Here is a 17,191-nt window from a genome sequence, read left to right as displayed (position 1 = left end):
TAAAATATTTTTACAAAGACTTACATATTAATAAATTATTATATATAAATTTGTTCTTATATAAAACACTTTCGTTATGAATGGATGGAAAAAAATTATGTCACTCGGAGACAAGTATAAGGCAGAAATCAAGCGTCTCCAGTTATTGAAAAATGGAATAGAAGCCATGGTTCAGGAAAAGACTAAACAACAGGAGGCTGTCAGGCTGGCCATGCCAGGAGCAGATCTCTATGTAAAAGAAGGTCAATATGAAATTGCAAACATTCTCTTATTTGAGAATGATGATGACAATTAAGTAAGGTTCTTCAGATATTTAAAACTTGGTTACCCTTCCTGTCTGATATATATATATAAGCATGATGGCGAACAAGATGATGAATATCAGGAAATAAACAAAGCATCTACCCTTACTGCCTTTATTGAATTCTTTGATTTCCATGGATTGGTTTTGTCTTGCAAAGTAAGCGTATTGTCTTTGTCCTACAAAAGATTTTGACAAAAAGATGTCTTAGGATTTGATCTGAACACATTTTTCCATGAAAAACCTGTTCGAGCTTTGGCTGAGATTACTCCATTCTAAATTATAAGTACTTCCAATTTTCTATAACTCTGATTTGTAGCAGTTATTTTTTTCTAATTCCTTTAGAGTTGCTTTTCTACACATTCCTTAATTTTTTCCAATATCGGCATCCAGCCCAATCCACCATTTAATCCCTCTTGATACCTTTTTTCTCCTTCGGCTACGCCGGAATAATCGCCTTGCCTAACCTGAAAAAGACAACTGCCATTCTTCAAATCCGAGATCAAATAGCTGACATGGAGATAGTTATCCGGGATGTCCGGTATTTCCTGATTCAATGGATCAATCACCGAATATTGCAAATGAAAAGGAGGCTCAATGGCTTCAACAATTCCTTTGACAAATATCATTTTGGTTCCTTCATATTCGCCCTCCCAATTCAATGAATCACCGACTTTCCAATCACTCAGAGCAGCACAGCCAAACATATACAATGGGGTTTTCTGAGGGTCTACCAAATACTTCCAACACTCCTCTACAGAAGATTTGATTTCAATTTCGTTTTGAATATAAAGTGATGGCAACATGCTTCAAAATTTTGCTGATTAACAGAAAATGCTTGCGCTGACAAATAAAAAGACCTCTTCCAAAATGATTTGCAAGAGGTCTTTCTACTAGAGGTCGAAAGCGGATTCGAACCGCTGTAGGAGCTTTTGCAGAGCTCTGCCTAGCCACTCGGCCATCCGACCCTTTAAAACGGGATGCAAATTTAGCACATCATTCCGAATTCCACCCATTATTTTCGAATTTGATTTTAGCTTTGGCAGATGCAAGACAGCAGCTCCTTTATTAACTTATATCGACTAAATCCCAGACCTCAGGGCAAATGGCTTTATGTCAGGTCTCCCGGGAGAATCAATCTCATTGGAGAGCATACAGACTACAATCGAGGCTTGTGTTTCCCTGCCGCGATTGACAAAGCCGTCTACTTTCTTGCGGAAGAGGATACCAAATTCTCAATACATGCTTTGGACAGGAATCAAATCTTTATACAAAATCAAAGATCCGTCATACCAGACTGGCTAGTCTATTTTGATGGAGTGTTGAAAGAACTGAATTTGATCAATGACAAACTCCCCAAGATAAAAGTCTCATTTGGAGCTGACTTGCCCAGCGGTGCAGGGTTGTCATCTTCTTCTGCTATCAGTTGTGGTTTCGCATTTGTCCTAAATGAATTCTTGGACCTCAAAATCAATAAATCGGACTTGATGCATATTGCCATCAGAGGTGAAAGACATTCAGGTCTTGAAGGCGGGATGATGGACCAGATCAGCATTTTTAATGGTAGAAAAGATCAGGCCTTACTGATTGATTGCCAAGACTGGACTTTTAAATACAAAGATGTTCAATTTAAAGATTATCAATGGCTCGTTGTGGATACCAAGGTGCACCATACCTTGGTGGATTCGGAGTACAATTCCCGTAGTAGGGCTTGCCGTAGTATTGTTTCAAAAATCAGCTTACACTATCCAACATGGTCTTCAATCCGGGATATTGAAAATGATTGCCTTCAAGCTTGTTACTCTTTATTGGACGATATAGAAAAAAGGCTTCTGCAGTACGTTGTAGAAGAAAATCAGAGAGTTTTAGAATTTGACTCTGCTCTGTTGGGACAAGATCCTGAAGCTGCCGGACAGTTACTTTTAGCCGGACATGCGGGATTAAAGGATTTATATTGTGTGAGTTGTGCTGAACTGGACTACCTGGTGAGTTTTGCCAAGACCGATCCACGTGCCACCGGTGCTCGTATGATGGGAGGTGGATTTGGGGGGAGTACCCTGCACCTGGTGAGACGAGATGATATCCGTTCCTACACTGAGGATATTTCGGACTTTTATAAGAAGGCAACTGGTATGGAACCCCGAATTTTTGAATTAATAGTCTCAAACGGCTTGGAAACTTTGGAAATGGGACAATCCGTTTGACAATTTTACAGAATGTATCCACTCTTTGGCTGAATCAAAGTATTTTTGGGCCTTTAAAGTTGCCAAATTTATGGATCCATTTGTAGTTTCTGCCAGAAAATACAGGCCACTCAGGTGGGCTGATGTGATGGGACAGGAACACATTTCCAATACTTTGAAGAACGCATTGAAAAATGAAAAGGTAGCTCATGCTTTTTTATTTTGTGGTCCAAGAGGTGTTGGAAAAACAACATGCGCTAGAATTTTAGCTAGAGTCCTCAACTGTGAAAATCCTACAGCAGATTGGGAACCTTGCAATGAATGCAAAACATGTATTGCATTTCAAGAAAATACTTCCTTCAATATTTTTGAACTGGATGCCGCATCAAATAACAGCGTAGAAGATATCAGAGGATTAATCGAACACGTGCGCTATCAACCACAATATGGAAAATTCAAGATCTATATTGTAGATGAAGTCCATATGCTGAGTCAGCAAGCTTTTAATGCATTTCTCAAGACATTGGAAGAACCTCCGCCCTATGCGAAATTTATTCTGGCTACGACCGAGAAACATAAAATACTGCCTACTATTCTTAGCCGTTGTCAAATCTACGACTTCAAGCGGATAAGTGATCAAGTCATTGTGCAACAATTGCAAATGATTAGTGATAAAGAAAAGATCACTTCGTCAGAAGATGCATTATATCTCATCGCACAAAAATCTGACGGAGGGATGCGTGATGCATTGAGTATGTTCGACCGTATAGTCAATTTTTCAGGAAAGAATATTGCTCGACAAGATGTACTCAATAACTTGAATATTCTGGACGATGATAACTTTTTCCAAATCACTGAGGCATTTTTAACAGAAAACAGGACCCGAGCTTTAATATTATTAGACCAATTGATCGCCAATGGCTTTGATGTTCAAGTCATCACTGAAGGTCTTGCGAATCACATGAGAAATTTATTTGTCACAAAGGAAGCCAGCCTTGATCCTTTATTGAATTCTATTGCCACACGCAAACAAAAATTTGCAGAACAAGCAGATGCATGTAGTGAAACATTTTTGTTAAATGCATTGTACTTGATCAATGAATCGGAAATTAATTTAATCCGAGCAAACAACCGCAGGTTGCACATAGAAATACTATTTCTTAAACTCTGTTCGATGAGGTATAAAATTGAAGGTACTTCGACAGAAACAAATATTATCTTAGAAAAAAAAAAGTCTGAGCATATAATTCCTGAATCACTCCCGGAAATCAGATCAAATAATACCAGCAATGCAACACCATCGGAAAACATATCCGAAGTAAATTCAACAATTAGTATAACAAATAAACCTGTTGTTGAATTAAAATCGAATCCTGTAGAAAAGAAAAACGCGGCTGCAGCTCTACCAAAATTAATGGATATTGGTAGTCTAAGAAAAAAAATTAACGAAGAAGATATTCAGAAAAAAACCCAACAAAAAGAATTGAATCTGGATTCACTTCTTGATTTTTGGGAACAACTCAAATCCAAACAGGACTCTCAGTTGCTTCGTGTCAATATGAATACTGTAAAACTACAACTCAATGGTAACATTATCTTGATCAAATGTGGAAGTATGGTAGCGAGAGAAAGCATCAGACAAGAATTAAATCTCGAAGAGAGTGTAAGAAAGTATTTCAATCAAGCCAATATTCAGCTTACCATTGAAATTGATCCTCAACTTTCAGAAAGAGAGGACAAACCCAAAAAAATATGGAACTCTCAGGAAAAATACGATGCGATGCTGCAAACAAATCCTAAGCTCCAAAATTTTGTAGAAACCCTCGGCTTAAAAATTGTTCATTAATAATAAGTAGTCCATGCAATTAATATGGCCTTTGATCAGGTTGATGTTTTTCAGAATGGACCCTGAAAAAGCACATTATTTTGCAATGGATTTGCTTGCCAACGGATTGAAGATTCCATTAATTTCATTCTTGATAAGAAAAAGTTTCCAAATTCATCTCCATGAAAGATATTCCCATACTGTTGCAGGACTTCATTTTAAACATAGGATTGGATTAGCAGCCGGATTTGACAAAGATGGAAAATGGTTGGAGCTTCTAGCGCTTCTTGGATTTTCATTTATAGAAGTTGGAACTGTGACACCTGTAGCTCAATCTGGAAATGAAAAACCGAGATTATTCAGACTGATCAAAGACAGAGCAATCATCAATCGTATGGGCTTTAATAATCTGGGAGTGGATCATCTCGTCAGGCAATTAAAACTTTTTGAAAAGCCTAAAAATCTTATTATAGGCGGTAATATCGGTAAAAACAAATCGACCAGTACTGAGAATGCTGCTCAGGATTATTTAATATGCTTTGAAAAATTATATGATCACGTTGACTATTTTGTAATCAATGTGTCTTCACCTAACACACCTAATCTGAGACAACTCCAAGATAAATCACTATTGAGCGAATTATTGCAGACTATTCAAACATCCAATTTTAGCAAGAATTATCCAAAACCGGTTTTTTTAAAAATTGCACCAGACCTCAGTGATGAAGCTATAGAAGAGATTGTTCCATTGGTATTGAAGCAAAAGCTAACAGGAATCATTGCAACTAACACAACTATTGATAGACCAGAAAACTTGATCGAGAAAAAATTGGCGTCAGAAAGCGGTGGATTGAGTGGCTCTCCCCTTAAATCAAAGAGTTTGTATGTTCTCAAAAAAATCAAAAGCATATCCAACGAGCTAGTGGTCATCAGCTCAGGCGGGATTGAAACTGAGGAAGATGTCAAAGAAAGGATCCAAGCCGGAGCGGATTTGGTACAGATTTATAGCACAATGATATATAAAGGACCATGGATATGTAAATCAATGATAAACAAAGACTTATTGCAGTAATACGCAAACTTTGAAAATATTTTTTCCTAAAAAGATCACTTTTATCTGCTTGAATCAATGATTCCTGTTAATTTTATCCAAACGAAAAATCATTTATTCATTAAATTCATCTAATTATGTCTAGTCAAACCGGACACCCAAAAGGATTGTATCTCTTATTTTTCACAGAAATGTGGGAGCGGTTCAGCTATTACGGAATGCGCGCCATACTTGTGCTTTTCCTCACCAAACAATTGATGATGGACAAAGCTTTTTCATCAGAGCTTTATGGTAGTTTTACAGGTCTGGTTTATCTGACTCCGATCATTGGCGGGTATATGGCTGACAGATATTGGGGCAATCGCAAGTCGATTATACTTGGAGGATTACTCATGGCCGCAGGGCAATTTGCATTATTTTTTAGTGGTGCATCCAGCAGTTCTCTCATTATGTACATAGGTTTGGGATTATTGGTTTTTGGAAATGGATTTTTCAAACCTAATATTTCAACAATGGTTGGACAGCTCTATCCGGAAAATGACAAAAGAATTGATAGTGCCTATACAGTTTTTTATATGGGTATCAATCTTGGTGCCTTTATTGCTCCTTTGATCTGTGGTTATCTGGGAGAAAATATCGCTTTCAAATGGGGATTTTTTGCAGCCGGTGTTGGAATGTTAGTAAGTACTGCATCTTTTTACTGGATGAAAAATAAATATCTGGTTTCTCCGACAGGATACCAAATAGGTGAAGAGCCGAATCGAGCAAGATTAAAAGCTGATGAGAGCTCATCTGCAGAAATGAAATTTGACAATGCGCAGCTAGCTATGATTATAGGTGGATCCTTGTTACTTGCACTATTATTTTACTATGTCATAGGCTTTGATTTTTTTGGCTCCATGATATTTGGTTTTGCCATAAGTATACCGGCAACTATCATTTTGGATAAATCCCTGAGCGCGGTGGAAAAAGATCGAATATGGGTTATTTTTATTGCAGCATTTTTTGTGATTTTCTTTTGGAGTGCATTTGAACAAGCAGGTGCATCACTGACATTTTTTGCAGATGAACAAACAAACAGAAATATTCTTGGGTGGGAAATGCCTGCAAGTTGGTTCAATAGTTTCAATGCTGTATTTGTAGTAATATTTGCTCCAGTCTTTTCGGCATTGTGGCTCAAAATGGGTGACAAACAACCTTCATCTCCTACTAAACAAGCTATTGGATTATTACTTCTTGCATTGGGATATCTCTACATTTCTTTTGGAGTAAAAGGAACAGATCCAACATCTAAAGTAAGCATCCTGTGGCTTACAGGTTTGTATTTGATCCACACTTTTGGCGAATTATGTCTTTCACCTATTGGACTTTCAATGGTCAATAAACTTGCACCTGCAAGGTTGGCTTCATTGCTGATGGGAGTTTGGTTTTTGGCAAATGCGACTGCAAATAAATTTGCAGGTATGTTGTCTGCACTTTATCCACAGGAAGGCAAACCGAGTTCCTTCCTGGGTTATGCGATGAATAATACATATGACTTTTTCTTGCTTTTTGTTGTGATGGCTGGCATTGCTGGAATTATATTATTATTGATGTCCAAGTGGCTTCAAAAAATGATGCATGGTGTAAAATAAATTATCTAACTATAGATAAAAATCGCCCTCACCTTGAGGGCGATTTTGTTTAGCACAATTTCTTTCTATATAATTTTCAGGATTTCATTGTTTATAAATATGAAAAACGAATATTTCGTCATCGGTTTAATGTCGGGTACTTCGCTTGATGGTCTAGATATAGCAGCTTGTAAATTCAACTATAATACGCAATGGAACTACCAAATTATAAAGGCTTTGACGATTAAATATCCAGATGAATTAAAACATGAACTCAGTAATGCTTTTTATTCTGGTGATCAGCAATTGACTCAACTTGATGATAAATATGGAAACTATTTAGGAACACAGCTCCAAGAATTCATATTAGGGTTACCTGAAATACCTGAATTAATTTGTAGCCATGGACATACGGTTTTTCATCGTCCGGCAGATGGAATCACTATTCAGATTGGAAGTGGAAAAAGGATTCATGAACTAGTCAATATTCCTGTCGTAAATAACTTTAGACAACAAGATGTATTGCTGGGCGGACAAGGTGCGCCTCTGGTACCCATAGGTGATGAAATACTTTTTTCAAATTATGATTGCTGTATCAATTTAGGTGGTTTCTCCAATATTTCATGGAAAAGTGCTAACAAGAGACTTGCTTGTGATATGAGCCCTTGCAATATTTTATTAAATTCAATAGCTTCGAAACTTAATCTTGCGTTTGACAAAAATGGAGAAATATCGAGATCCGGAACATTGATTGAAGAATTGTATATAAAATGGAATCAAATAGAATTTTTCAATATGAAGGCACCAAAAAGTCTTGGGCGAGAGTGGTTTGAAAATCATTACTTGAATGATCTCTTAGAAAGTAGATTTGAACCCAATGATTTATTGTTCACTGCAACAGAACATGTAGCAGAACAGATCTCAAAATTTATTTTGACCATTGGGACCGAAAACGCAAACTATCTGTTCACCGGAGGTGGAGCACACAATATTTATCTTATGGAACGTTTAAGTCATTATTTTGGACAAAAATTAAATCCATCTGAAGATTACCAATTAATTGATTTTAAAGAAGCGATCGTTTTCGCCTTCCTTGGTTTACTGCGGATCCTTGGTAAAATCAACGTTCTGTCTTCTGTCACCGGTGCAGTTAAAGATCACTCCGCAGGAGATATATGGACCTAATTTAACCCGAAATTACTTACTCCTATAAAAGGTGTTCTCATAATGATTACTCAAAATTATTTCAGTCCATTGTCAAAAAAACCTAATCAGAATCAAACCAGAAACATAAATTTATACCAAGGGCAATGAAATACTCATGTTGATACTCAACTCTCTGAAAAAAATAAATGACATGGATGGTCATGGTCTCTACTTAACCCTTCACAAGAGATTAAAATCGAAAATCATCAGAATTAAAGCCAAACTCAGCAACTGTTAATAGTTTATATTTTAGATAAATTAAAAATTATAATTCAGAGCCAATTTTGCTGCCGGACAGGAAAATTTCATCAAAGAATTTAGCTGATTGCTTGTAAATATGTTAAATCCCAAATCTACGCCCAAACCCACATCAAAATTATTAGTCAATTTCTTTGTCAATCCGGCTCCAAGAATCGATTTAAACTGAATAGCAATATCATTACTGGAAGAATGTTTGATTGTGCCTTCTGCGACATATGCATCATCAGAATCAAAAATAGCACCAAATATTGGCAAGAGTTCACCTACTGGAGGAAGTTCATCACCCTCAAATGTGATTGTACCACTAAACCTCTGTCTCGCATGTATGTATTGAAAAGCACCCACCCCCAAACCTGCCTTCCATTGGAAACCAATACCAATTCTCTTCTGACGATTCCAGACTTTTACCAATTCCAACCTACATTCATTATTAATGAACAATTTGTCAGAGTTATATCTGTCCTTGGATGGAGGCAAACCGTGTTTATAAAATAGAAAAGTAAATTCTAAAGGCACATAAATTCTTTCTTCCAAAAATCTGTCCGCTTCGCGTTGATACAAATGTTCCAAATGGTCAATATTGATAAAAAGATCAATACCCAAAGATGTATTGGGTTTGACTTTTGTTCTATATGAAAGTGTTATTTGCTTGTAATACAATTGAAATTGTTTAGGCGTTGAGGTTGAATTCAAGCCATTTTTTACAGAAGACATCCAATCGAAAATTACTCCGATCGAGTGCTTTTTTTGCGACTGTGCAATTAATTGACCATCTCCTGGAATCGGAGAAAGCAAAAAAACTCCTATCCATAAAATTATTGGTCGAGCTGCAATCTTCATATACATTTTTTTAACAGAATTTGTTATTGAATCAACTCTACCCTACAAAATTGCAACAATGGTCATTTCACAAATGGAAATATTTATGCCTGCGTTTCTCATTTTTTTACAATAAAGACCTACAAGGCCAGACAAAGTGTAATATCTTTACAAAAGGTACTGTGAAACTTTAAAATTTCTAAATATGGACACAAAAGGATGGAAACAATTTCAGGCAGAATTCCTAAAAGAAGCCATTCAGAAAATACGATTCAAGAAACCTGTACACGAATTAGCCTCCATTCTGGGAATCAAAGAAAATGCAATGTATAAAAAAATTCAATTGCAAACTCAACTCAGTTTAGAAGACTTAATTTTATTGAGTACGGAACTCCAAATATCCTTAGATCAATATCTCGGCAGCAAACTCTCTCCTGTCCCTTTTTACTTGGATTCTTTGAGGAAAAAACCAGAAAAATTTGAAGACTATCTTGAAAATTTAGTCAAACATATGCAACTACTCCATGAGATGCCTGACTTGCAGTATTGTTATATTGCTGGTGAGATTCCTTTATTTCATCTAATGGTCTTTCCTGAACTATTTAGTTTCAAGTTATGTGTTTGGAATATGACACATTGGAATCTTCCTTCTTATAGTGAAAAAGTCAATTTAGATCTTGCTGCAATGCATACTGAAGTTCACACAAAGCTGAATACTTGAATTAAAATTTATTATGGATTTCCAGGAACAGAAATCTGGCATTCAAAAATGTTTGATCATTTATTGGAGCAAATAAAGTATTTTGTTCTACTCAGGAAGTTTAATAGTCGGAATGAGATAGCCAGATTAATTTATGTAATCTATCAACTATCTGATCACCTCGAGTTGATAGCTGCCCGAGGAGAAAAAACCACAGAAGAACCCGGATATAAAGTGAAGTCGCCAATAAATGTATATCAAAACGAAATAACGCCAATAAGCGAAAGCATATTAATTCAAACCAAAAATGTCGATTTTTCTTTCCTCTGTTTTGACATGCCACATATACTCAGGTCCACAGACCAAAGATTTACGACACAATCAGCATTAAGTTTGGATACAATCCTCAAATTTAGTACGCTGGTATCTAAAGAAGGTCAGGCAGAAAGAAAAGATCTGTTCGATCATATTCGTAATAAGATAAGTTTATCTGAAAAAGAAATTCTGGCATTACGTGATATGAAGTACTAAAGCTTATACCTTCACTTGAAACAGCTTTTTAAAATATATTTATTCTATGAAGACGCATATCTATATCCTTAAGGGTCTTTATTGAAACATTAAGCTTGACAATTCAACTAACATCTTTAAAAAAAAACTATGAAACTATTTTTATTTTTAACTGCTTTTATTTCAATAAGTTACGTCAAAACTGCATCTGCACAAAATTTGACTCCTGGCGCAAGCAAATGCGGGAAAGCAAATATGATATGTTCTGCATCAGAGTTAAATAGTTTCTGCAGTTCGAATTCACCGATCAGCAACGGATCCGAGTTTCCCTGTGTACCAGAGTTCACTTGCATAAATACAGGAGAATTATTTGTCCCGGAAAACACCAGCTGGTGGGCTTTTTCAACGACTGGTGGTCAAACTGAGTTAAGTGTCAGTTATTCTAACTGCACTTTGGGAAAAGGATTGGAAGTCGGAGTTTGGGAAAATTGTGAATGTGGTGAAGGAAAATATTGTATTGCAAAATGCGATACTGTATCTGGAATAATTCAGCTAAATTATATGCTCACTCCCTGTAAAACGTACTATTTATTCATAGATGGTTGTGATGGTGATGTTTGTGACTTTTGTTTAACAACTTCAGGCGGTGGTGCGCCAAATTTATCGCCATTGAGCAATATCATGGGCAAGGATAAGGTATGTGAGGGATTTTGTGGAGAGAAATGGAATGTCTACGATCAGCCGGGCGGTTGTGATCCATATTATGAGTGGACCTGGGATGGAGTCCCTGTAGGAGGCAATGAAAGTGAAGTGACGCTGGATGATGAGTGGGGCCCCGGACCATACACATTATGTGTAACAGCATTTATCGGCAATGAAGACAGAAGCAGTATCTGTGACGAAGAAGGTCCAAAATGTAAGACAATTACGGTCCTTCCAAAACCAGAATACAAAGGACCAGATAAGTACATCTGCTCGGAGGATGTGCCATATGATTGGCATGGTGCAAGTATTTTTGCTGATGGTGAGTACGAGGTAGAATTTACAGGACCTAACTGCTGTAAATTTGATTCAATAAGGCGATTTTATATATTGCCAAAGCCGGATGAGCCTGATGTTTACTATATCGGTTGCGATCCCGGGGATACCTATATAGATCCTACAACTCATAAGCGATTCAGTGGCTGTAATAACTATGCAATAGTGAAATTGCCAAATTCAACTTCTCCGTATCGCTGTGATTCTTCATATAAATTATTCGCAATCAATCCCGGATATGATGTAGTTTTTGAATTTGACACCACAAATAAAAACAGATTATATACTGCTCATGTACTCGACACCGGCCATTACTGTGGAAATGAAAAACGAATGGTAAGACAATACTCATATAAATGGTTTACAAAGCAGGACAGCAACAAAATACTGGGTACCGATACTTTCTTACAGACAAAATCAAAAGCTGATTATTGCTTCCAGCTAAGCGTCTATATCACATTTGGGACAATTGAAGATTCTTGCACCTTCAGCTTCTGCGAAAATCTTGACGAAGATCAATTGACAAATTCCTTTCAACAAAATCTCGCTTCAAAAACAATTTTATTTCCAAATCCGGCTGAGAATACGCTACATATCAGTGTCCCTGATTACATACTAATCCAATACCTGGAAATCTTAAAAAATGATGGCTCAAAACTCCTTCAATTACAACTTAAAAACAAATCAAACTATACTGCTGATATATCCGGACTGAATAATGGTGCATACTATTTGGTCTTACATACCAATAAAGGAGACATCATCAAATCGTTTGTCAAAAGTGAATTCAAATAACCCCCCCCAACTTAACAACTATCAATCTATTTGTCATGATCTTTTGAGAAGGCAATGGATTATTTGAATTTTAGCTTATAAATAATGTTTAAAATAAATAAATAATTCGAATATATAACTATATTTGTGGTAAGGCATTTGACTTTATCCTTAAGTTAGGCTTTATTTTCAATTTTCGGAAAATGCACCTAAAAGAATGGAAGATAGATCCGATTCACAATATCTGACTATTGACCAATACTTTGGAAACCATTAATATCACAGTATATGAAATACGTAATTTATTTGTACCTGATTCAATTATTATTTTCAACGAATCATCTTCATGCACAATGTGACCCAATTTCTGCTAGCAGTTGTGAAAAAGCCACAGTATTGTGTTCTCTGCAAGAACTCAATAGTTATTGTTGTCAAAACATTCAAGTCGAAAACCCTGACGACTATCCCTGTGGTAGAAATGCTTTATGTAATGCAGGAGGAGCTCCACATAACACAAGTTGGTGGGCATTTGTGACCTCAGGTGGAGAAATTAAGATTTCCATATCTATAAACAACTGTACCAACAATCAGGGACTACAATTTGGTATTTGGGGAGATTGTAATTGCGGAGAAGAATTGGCATGTAATCCGTTCTGCAGCGGGCCTTCAGGTACATTAGAAATTAGTGCAAACTTAGAAGCATGCAAAAAATATTATTTTTTTATTGATGGTTGTAGCGGAGAAGTATGCGATTTTTGTTTGAACATCACAGGAGGAGATTCGCCTCAACTTTCAGCTTTAGGCGATATTATTGGCACAGGAAATATATGCGAAGGCTTTTGCAATACAACGTGGTCCGTTCATGAATTATCAGATAATTGTCCCCACTTCTTTGAATGGACATGGGACGGTAAGGTCGTCGGAAATAATGCAAGAGAATTAACTTTAGATGATGAATGGGGACCAGGAAGCTATACTCTTTGCGTAAATGCATACGTAGGAGATGGAAATAAAAGCAGCATATGTAATCAATCAGGTCCCACATGCAAAACCATATTAATTAACCCAAGAATTGAGTACAGAGGACCGGACAGGTCCATTTGCATAGATAGGTTTCCTTTTGAATGGCAGGGCGTAACTGTTGACAAGGCAGGAGATTTTAAAGCAACTTTTATTGAGGCTAACTGCTGTAAATATGATTCTATAGTCCAATTTCTTACCCTGCCGACACCTCTCACTGATACCGTTTATTACATAGCTTGCACGAATTCTGATTACTATCAAGATACCATTACAAAAACATATTATAAATCCTGCGCAAATCCTGTATTGGTAAAATTACCAAAAAGCTCGAAAGAATGGGCCTGTGATTCCAGCTATCATTTATTTGCTATTTACCCTGAATTTCAAAGCACCATCAAAGGTGAATTAAGGTATGGAAAAAAAATAATGCATGTCCAAACGGTGGATACAACCCACTACTGTGGCAATGACACATTGATCAAATATGAGTTTAATTACAGATGGTACCTCAAATCCAATCCAGGTATTACACTTAGCCTAACAGATACTTTAGAAGTGACCGGTAATAATGACTATTGTGTAGATCGAATAGTCCGAATAAAATATGGTAAAATTTATAAAGAATGTATTCAAGTGTTATGCGATTCAATAAATGAAGATGACATTGTTGGATTTAATGAAATAGAAAAACAAAAAACATCCATTCAACTCATTCCGAATCCTGCAAATCAGGCAATTTATCTATTTTACCCGCTAGACTTGAAAATAGAAGAATTGCAAATATTCAATCAACAAGGCTTGCCGGTATTGAATGCAAATAAATTAAATTTAGTTCATTCAAATCCTTATACTATCCAACTTAACATTGGTCAACTAGTGCCAGGTATCTACTATATGAAGATAAAAACGAATAGAGGAATTTTGTTCAAAAAATTTTCAGTGATAAGGTAGGTCTATTTGATAAATTGTTTTCACTTTACAGAACTAACTATAAAACGAATATATAAAATCATGAATAATTTTGTTATACCAGCAAAATTAATTTATACTATTGTAGGATATTTTTTTATAACTGATCATTTTCTAACCATATTTTAAATCTGACAACGTGCGGCGGAGTGTATTTATAATATTAGTTGCATCATTAGTAGTCAAATCCAAGATTTTGCATGCACAGTGTGTACCACCAGCAGCAGATGAATGTTCTGCGGCAAACGTATTATGTTCATTGGACGAAGTGAATGGATATTGCTGTCAAAACACGTTCGATATTCATTCAGCTTTATATCCTTGCGGTGCAAATTTATTGTGCCCTAGTGCTGGAAGAGAATATGTTCCACATAATACCAATTGGTGGGCCTTGGTGACAACAGGTGGACCAGTTACCATCACAATTACATTTAGTAATTGTGTAAATAATCGAGGTGTACAAATGGGTATCAGGGGGATTGTAGTTGTGGTGAAGAAGTAGCATGTAATCCATTTTGCAGCGGCTCTTCAGGAACATTTACAATTACAGCCAACCTCATTCCTTGTAAAACGTACTATTTATTCATAGATGGTTGTGCTGGTGATGTTTGTGACTTTTGTTTAACAACTTCAGGCGGTGGTGCGCCAAATTTATCGCCATTGAGCAATATCATGGGCAAGGATAAGGTATGTGAGGGATTTTGTGGAGAGAAATGGAATGTCTACGATCAGCCGGGCGGTTGTGATCCATATTATGAGTGGACCTGGGATGGAGTCCCTGTAGGAGGCAATGAAAGTGAAGTGACGCTGGATGATGAGTGGGGCCCCGGACCATACACATTATGTGTAACAGCATTTATCGGCAATGAAGACAGAAGCAGTATCTGTGACGAAGAAGGTCCAAAATGTAAGACAATTACGGTCCTTCCAAAACCAGAATACAAAGGACCAGATAAGTACATCTGCTCGGAGGATGTGCCATATGATTGGCATGGTGCAAGTATTTTTGCTGATGGTGAGTACGAGGTAGAATTTACAGGACCTAACTGCTGTAAATTTGATTCAATAAGGCGATTTTATATATTGCCAAAGCCGGATGAGCCTGATGTTTACTATATCGGTTGCGATCCCGGGGATACCTATATAGATCCTACAACTCATAAGCGATTCAGTGGCTGTAATAACTATGCAATAGTGAAATTGCCAAATTCAACTTCTCCGTATCGCTGTGATTCTTCATATAAATTATTCGCAATCAATCCCGGATATGATGTAGTTTTTGAATTTGACACCACAAATAAAAACAGATTATATACTGCTCATGTACTCGACACCGGCCATTACTGTGGAAATGAAAAACGAATGGTAAGACAATACTCATATAAATGGTTTACAAAGCAGGACAGCAACAAAATACTGGGTACCGATACTTTCTTACAGACAAAATCAAAAGCTGATTATTGCTTCCAGCTAAGCGTCTATATCACATTTGGGACAATTGAAGATTCTTGCACCTTCAGCTTCTGCGAAAATCTTGACGAAGATCAATTGACAAATTCCTTTCAACAAAATCTCGCTTCAAAAACAATTTTATTTCCAAATCCGGCTGAGAATACGCTACATATCAGTGTCCCTGATTACATACTAATCCAATACCTGGAAATCTTAAAAAATGATGGCTCAAAACTCCTTCAATTACAACTTAAAAACAAATCAAACTATACTGCTGATATATCCGGACTGAATAATGGTGCATACTATTTGGTCTTACATACCAATAAAGGAGACATCATCAAATCGTTTGTCAAAAGTGAATTCAAATAGAAAACTCATCTGAATTCTTCTTGAAATAACTCATCAGGTTTCTAACTGCTTTTGCTCGATGACTGACATTGTTTTTGTCTTCTTCGCTCATCTCAGCAAAAGTTGTAATATAAGGATCGGGTATAAAAATCGGATCATACCCAAATCCTGCTTCACCTGATGGATGGATAGCAATTCGTCCATGACAAACTCCTTCAAAAAAATTCAAATGATCATTTTCAATGAGAGAAATTACAGTTCGAAATCTGGCTGTTCTATTTTGACAACCTTTCATTAATGTCAACAATTTTTCAATATTCTGCAATGAGCTAGCTTGTGGTCCTGCAAAACGAGCTGTGTAAACACCTGGGGCTCCATCTAAAATATCAACTTCCAGTCCAGTATCTTCTGCTATTACCGCCCGCCTATATTTTTGATACACTGTTCTACACTTTATCTCAGAGTTCTCATATAAGGTCGATCCCGCTTCGGGTATTGCATCTTTCCATGACAAATCCTCCAGTGATAACAATTGCACATCATCAGGAAATATTTTTTTAAACTCGTCCATTTTGTGACGACTGTGTGTAGCAACTATAAATACTCTTTGTGTCATTACTTATTGAATAATGCTTGTAATACAGTCCACAGCAATTTCCTGGAAGCATTTTCCTTATAGAAGGAAGCTTCATCAGCAAACATCAAAGAGAAATCATTTAAATAATAAATATGGTGTTTCTTGTCAAATCCATTCAAGTGTATTTCAGAAGGACGAATGCCGAAAAACACAAAACGAACATTAGATTTTGTTTTCCTTCCCATTGAATATGAATAAAATGGTCAGCAGGTAATACCTCAATCCTAAATTGATCATCAGATTCAAACTTCAAGGCATCAATAATTTTATGATACAACTCTTTGTCTTCAGGCCTATGATAAGATTCTTCCCTGAAGAAAAAGCAATGTCGATCATCTGGAATAAATACCACAGCTGATCGTAAGTCCATAACATAAGCTTCATGATTCCGGTCAAATTTTTTCATATTCCATTTTGAGATTCAGACACTGATTCATATCGAAACACAATTTACATTTAAACTAACTCAACACATAAA

16 protein-coding genes and 1 tRNA gene are annotated in these 17,191 nt (G+C 36.4%); 12 read left to right on the top strand and 5 right to left on the bottom strand.

Annotation, left to right across the window (positions count from 1 at the left end):
- The first annotated feature begins 76 nt into the window (after nt 1-76).
- Nucleotides 77-295, top strand: a complete 219-nt coding sequence (locus IPI99_06975; protein MBK7340254.1) for a hypothetical protein — start codon at nt 77-79, stop codon at nt 293-295.
- Nucleotides 296-642: 347 nt separating this feature from the next.
- Here the strand turns inward: IPI99_06975 and IPI99_06970 are convergent, their stop codons facing one another.
- Together IPI99_06970 and IPI99_06965 are read right to left on the bottom strand one after the other, a co-directional pair.
- Nucleotides 643-1,107 carry an SRPBCC domain-containing protein gene (locus IPI99_06970; protein MBK7340253.1) on the bottom strand — a complete coding sequence of 155 codons (465 nt, stop codon included), beginning with the start codon at nt 1,105-1,107 and terminating at the stop codon, nt 643-645.
- A 91-nt stretch (nt 1,108-1,198) separates the two neighbouring features.
- A tRNA-Cys gene (locus IPI99_06965) sits at nt 1,199-1,269 on the bottom strand.
- Between the two features lie 78 nt (nt 1,270-1,347).
- Between IPI99_06965 and IPI99_06960 the strand changes: the two genes are divergently transcribed.
- From IPI99_06960 to IPI99_06940, 5 genes are all read left to right on the top strand, one after another.
- Nucleotides 1,348-2,505, top strand: a complete 1,158-nt coding sequence (locus IPI99_06960) for a hypothetical protein (GenBank protein ID MBK7340252.1) — start codon at nt 1,348-1,350, stop codon at nt 2,503-2,505.
- Nucleotides 2,506-2,575: 70 nt separating this feature from the next.
- Nucleotides 2,576-4,330 carry a DNA polymerase III subunit gamma/tau gene (dnaX, locus tag IPI99_06955; protein MBK7340251.1) on the top strand — a complete coding sequence of 585 codons (1,755 nt, stop codon included), beginning with the start codon at nt 2,576-2,578 and terminating at the stop codon, nt 4,328-4,330.
- A 13-nt stretch (nt 4,331-4,343) separates the two neighbouring features.
- Nucleotides 4,344-5,381, top strand: a complete 1,038-nt coding sequence (locus IPI99_06950; protein MBK7340250.1) for a quinone-dependent dihydroorotate dehydrogenase — start codon at nt 4,344-4,346, stop codon at nt 5,379-5,381.
- Between the two features lie 116 nt (nt 5,382-5,497).
- Entirely contained in the window at nt 5,498-6,994 is a 1,497-nt protein-coding gene (locus tag IPI99_06945) for a peptide MFS transporter (protein ID MBK7340249.1), read from the top strand.
- Between the two features lie 99 nt (nt 6,995-7,093).
- Nucleotides 7,094-8,158 carry an anhydro-N-acetylmuramic acid kinase gene (locus IPI99_06940; protein MBK7340248.1) on the top strand — a complete coding sequence of 355 codons (1,065 nt, stop codon included), beginning with the start codon at nt 7,094-7,096 and terminating at the stop codon, nt 8,156-8,158.
- Nucleotides 8,159-8,437: 279 nt separating this feature from the next.
- Here IPI99_06940 and IPI99_06935 read toward each other — a convergent pair whose 3' ends face one another.
- Complete coding sequence (locus IPI99_06935) at nt 8,438-9,280, bottom strand: hypothetical protein (protein ID MBK7340247.1); 843 nt, start codon at nt 9,278-9,280, stop codon at nt 8,438-8,440.
- Nucleotides 9,281-9,464: 184 nt separating this feature from the next.
- Between IPI99_06935 and IPI99_06930 the strand changes: the two genes are divergently transcribed.
- From IPI99_06930 to IPI99_06905, 6 genes are all read left to right on the top strand, one after another.
- Nucleotides 9,465-9,980 carry a hypothetical protein gene (locus IPI99_06930; GenBank protein MBK7340246.1) on the top strand — a complete coding sequence of 172 codons (516 nt, stop codon included), beginning with the start codon at nt 9,465-9,467 and terminating at the stop codon, nt 9,978-9,980.
- 48 nt (nt 9,981-10,028) lie between these two features.
- Nucleotides 10,029-10,490, top strand: coding sequence for a hypothetical protein (locus tag IPI99_06925; GenBank protein ID MBK7340245.1), 462 nt, complete (start codon nt 10,029-10,031; stop codon nt 10,488-10,490).
- A gap of 129 nt (nt 10,491-10,619) precedes the next feature.
- Nucleotides 10,620-12,302, top strand: coding sequence for a T9SS type A sorting domain-containing protein (locus IPI99_06920; GenBank protein ID MBK7340244.1), 1,683 nt, complete (start codon nt 10,620-10,622; stop codon nt 12,300-12,302).
- Nucleotides 12,303-12,569: 267 nt separating this feature from the next.
- The gene (locus IPI99_06915) at nt 12,570-14,255 is read left to right on the top strand and encodes a T9SS type A sorting domain-containing protein (GenBank protein ID MBK7340243.1); all 1,686 of its coding nucleotides are present in this window, start codon (nt 12,570-12,572) and stop codon (nt 14,253-14,255) included.
- A gap of 157 nt (nt 14,256-14,412) precedes the next feature.
- Nucleotides 14,413-14,775 carry a hypothetical protein gene (locus IPI99_06910; protein MBK7340242.1) on the top strand — a complete coding sequence of 121 codons (363 nt, stop codon included), beginning with the start codon at nt 14,413-14,415 and terminating at the stop codon, nt 14,773-14,775.
- Nucleotides 14,776-14,933: 158 nt separating this feature from the next.
- On the top strand, nt 14,934-16,097 hold the full coding sequence (locus IPI99_06905) for a T9SS type A sorting domain-containing protein (GenBank protein ID MBK7340241.1): 1,164 nt from the start codon (nt 14,934-14,936) through the stop codon (nt 16,095-16,097).
- On the opposite strand, the gene rdgB is transcribed toward IPI99_06905, so the two are convergent.
- The gene (gene rdgB / locus IPI99_06900; GenBank protein ID MBK7340240.1) at nt 16,090-16,692 is read right to left on the bottom strand and encodes an RdgB/HAM1 family non-canonical purine NTP pyrophosphatase; all 603 of its coding nucleotides are present in this window, start codon (nt 16,690-16,692) and stop codon (nt 16,090-16,092) included. The two genes, IPI99_06905 and rdgB, sit on opposite strands and share 8 nt — an antisense overlap.
- A gap of 136 nt (nt 16,693-16,828) precedes the next feature.
- Complete coding sequence (locus IPI99_06895; protein MBK7340239.1) at nt 16,829-17,119, bottom strand: hypothetical protein; 291 nt, start codon at nt 17,117-17,119, stop codon at nt 16,829-16,831.
- Nucleotides 17,120-17,191: the final 72 nt, after the last annotated feature.

This window comes from Saprospiraceae bacterium (assembly GCA_016710235.1).
Classification (GTDB): Bacteria; Bacteroidota; Bacteroidia; order Chitinophagales; family Saprospiraceae; genus Vicinibacter.
The sequence above is the reverse complement of the archived record's forward strand: the minus strand, read 5'-3'. Positions and strand labels throughout refer to the sequence as shown.

Coding starts and splice junctions, on each gene's coding strand:
- IPI99_06895 (MBK7340239.1), bottom strand. CDS start 17,119: ATGAAAAAATTTGACCGGAATCATGAAGCTTATGTTATGGACTTACGA.
- IPI99_06940 (MBK7340248.1), top strand. CDS start 7,094: ATGAAAAACGAATATTTCGTCATCGGTTTAATGTCGGGTACTTCGCTT.
- IPI99_06915 (MBK7340243.1), top strand. CDS start 12,570: ATGAAATACGTAATTTATTTGTACCTGATTCAATTATTATTTTCAACG.
- dnaX (MBK7340251.1), top strand. CDS start 2,576: ATGGATCCATTTGTAGTTTCTGCCAGAAAATACAGGCCACTCAGGTGG.
- IPI99_06960 (MBK7340252.1), top strand. CDS start 1,348: ATGCAAGACAGCAGCTCCTTTATTAACTTATATCGACTAAATCCCAGA.
- IPI99_06950 (MBK7340250.1), top strand. CDS start 4,344: ATGCAATTAATATGGCCTTTGATCAGGTTGATGTTTTTCAGAATGGAC.
- IPI99_06930 (MBK7340246.1), top strand. CDS start 9,465: ATGGACACAAAAGGATGGAAACAATTTCAGGCAGAATTCCTAAAAGAA.
- IPI99_06935 (MBK7340247.1), bottom strand. CDS start 9,280: ATGAAGATTGCAGCTCGACCAATAATTTTATGGATAGGAGTTTTTTTG.
- IPI99_06970 (MBK7340253.1), bottom strand. CDS start 1,107: ATGTTGCCATCACTTTATATTCAAAACGAAATTGAAATCAAATCTTCT.
- IPI99_06945 (MBK7340249.1), top strand. CDS start 5,498: ATGTCTAGTCAAACCGGACACCCAAAAGGATTGTATCTCTTATTTTTC.
- IPI99_06925 (MBK7340245.1), top strand. CDS start 10,029: ATGTTTGATCATTTATTGGAGCAAATAAAGTATTTTGTTCTACTCAGG.
- IPI99_06920 (MBK7340244.1), top strand. CDS start 10,620: ATGAAACTATTTTTATTTTTAACTGCTTTTATTTCAATAAGTTACGTC.
- rdgB (MBK7340240.1), bottom strand. CDS start 16,692: ATGACACAAAGAGTATTTATAGTTGCTACACACAGTCGTCACAAAATG.
- IPI99_06975 (MBK7340254.1), top strand. CDS start 77: ATGAATGGATGGAAAAAAATTATGTCACTCGGAGACAAGTATAAGGCA.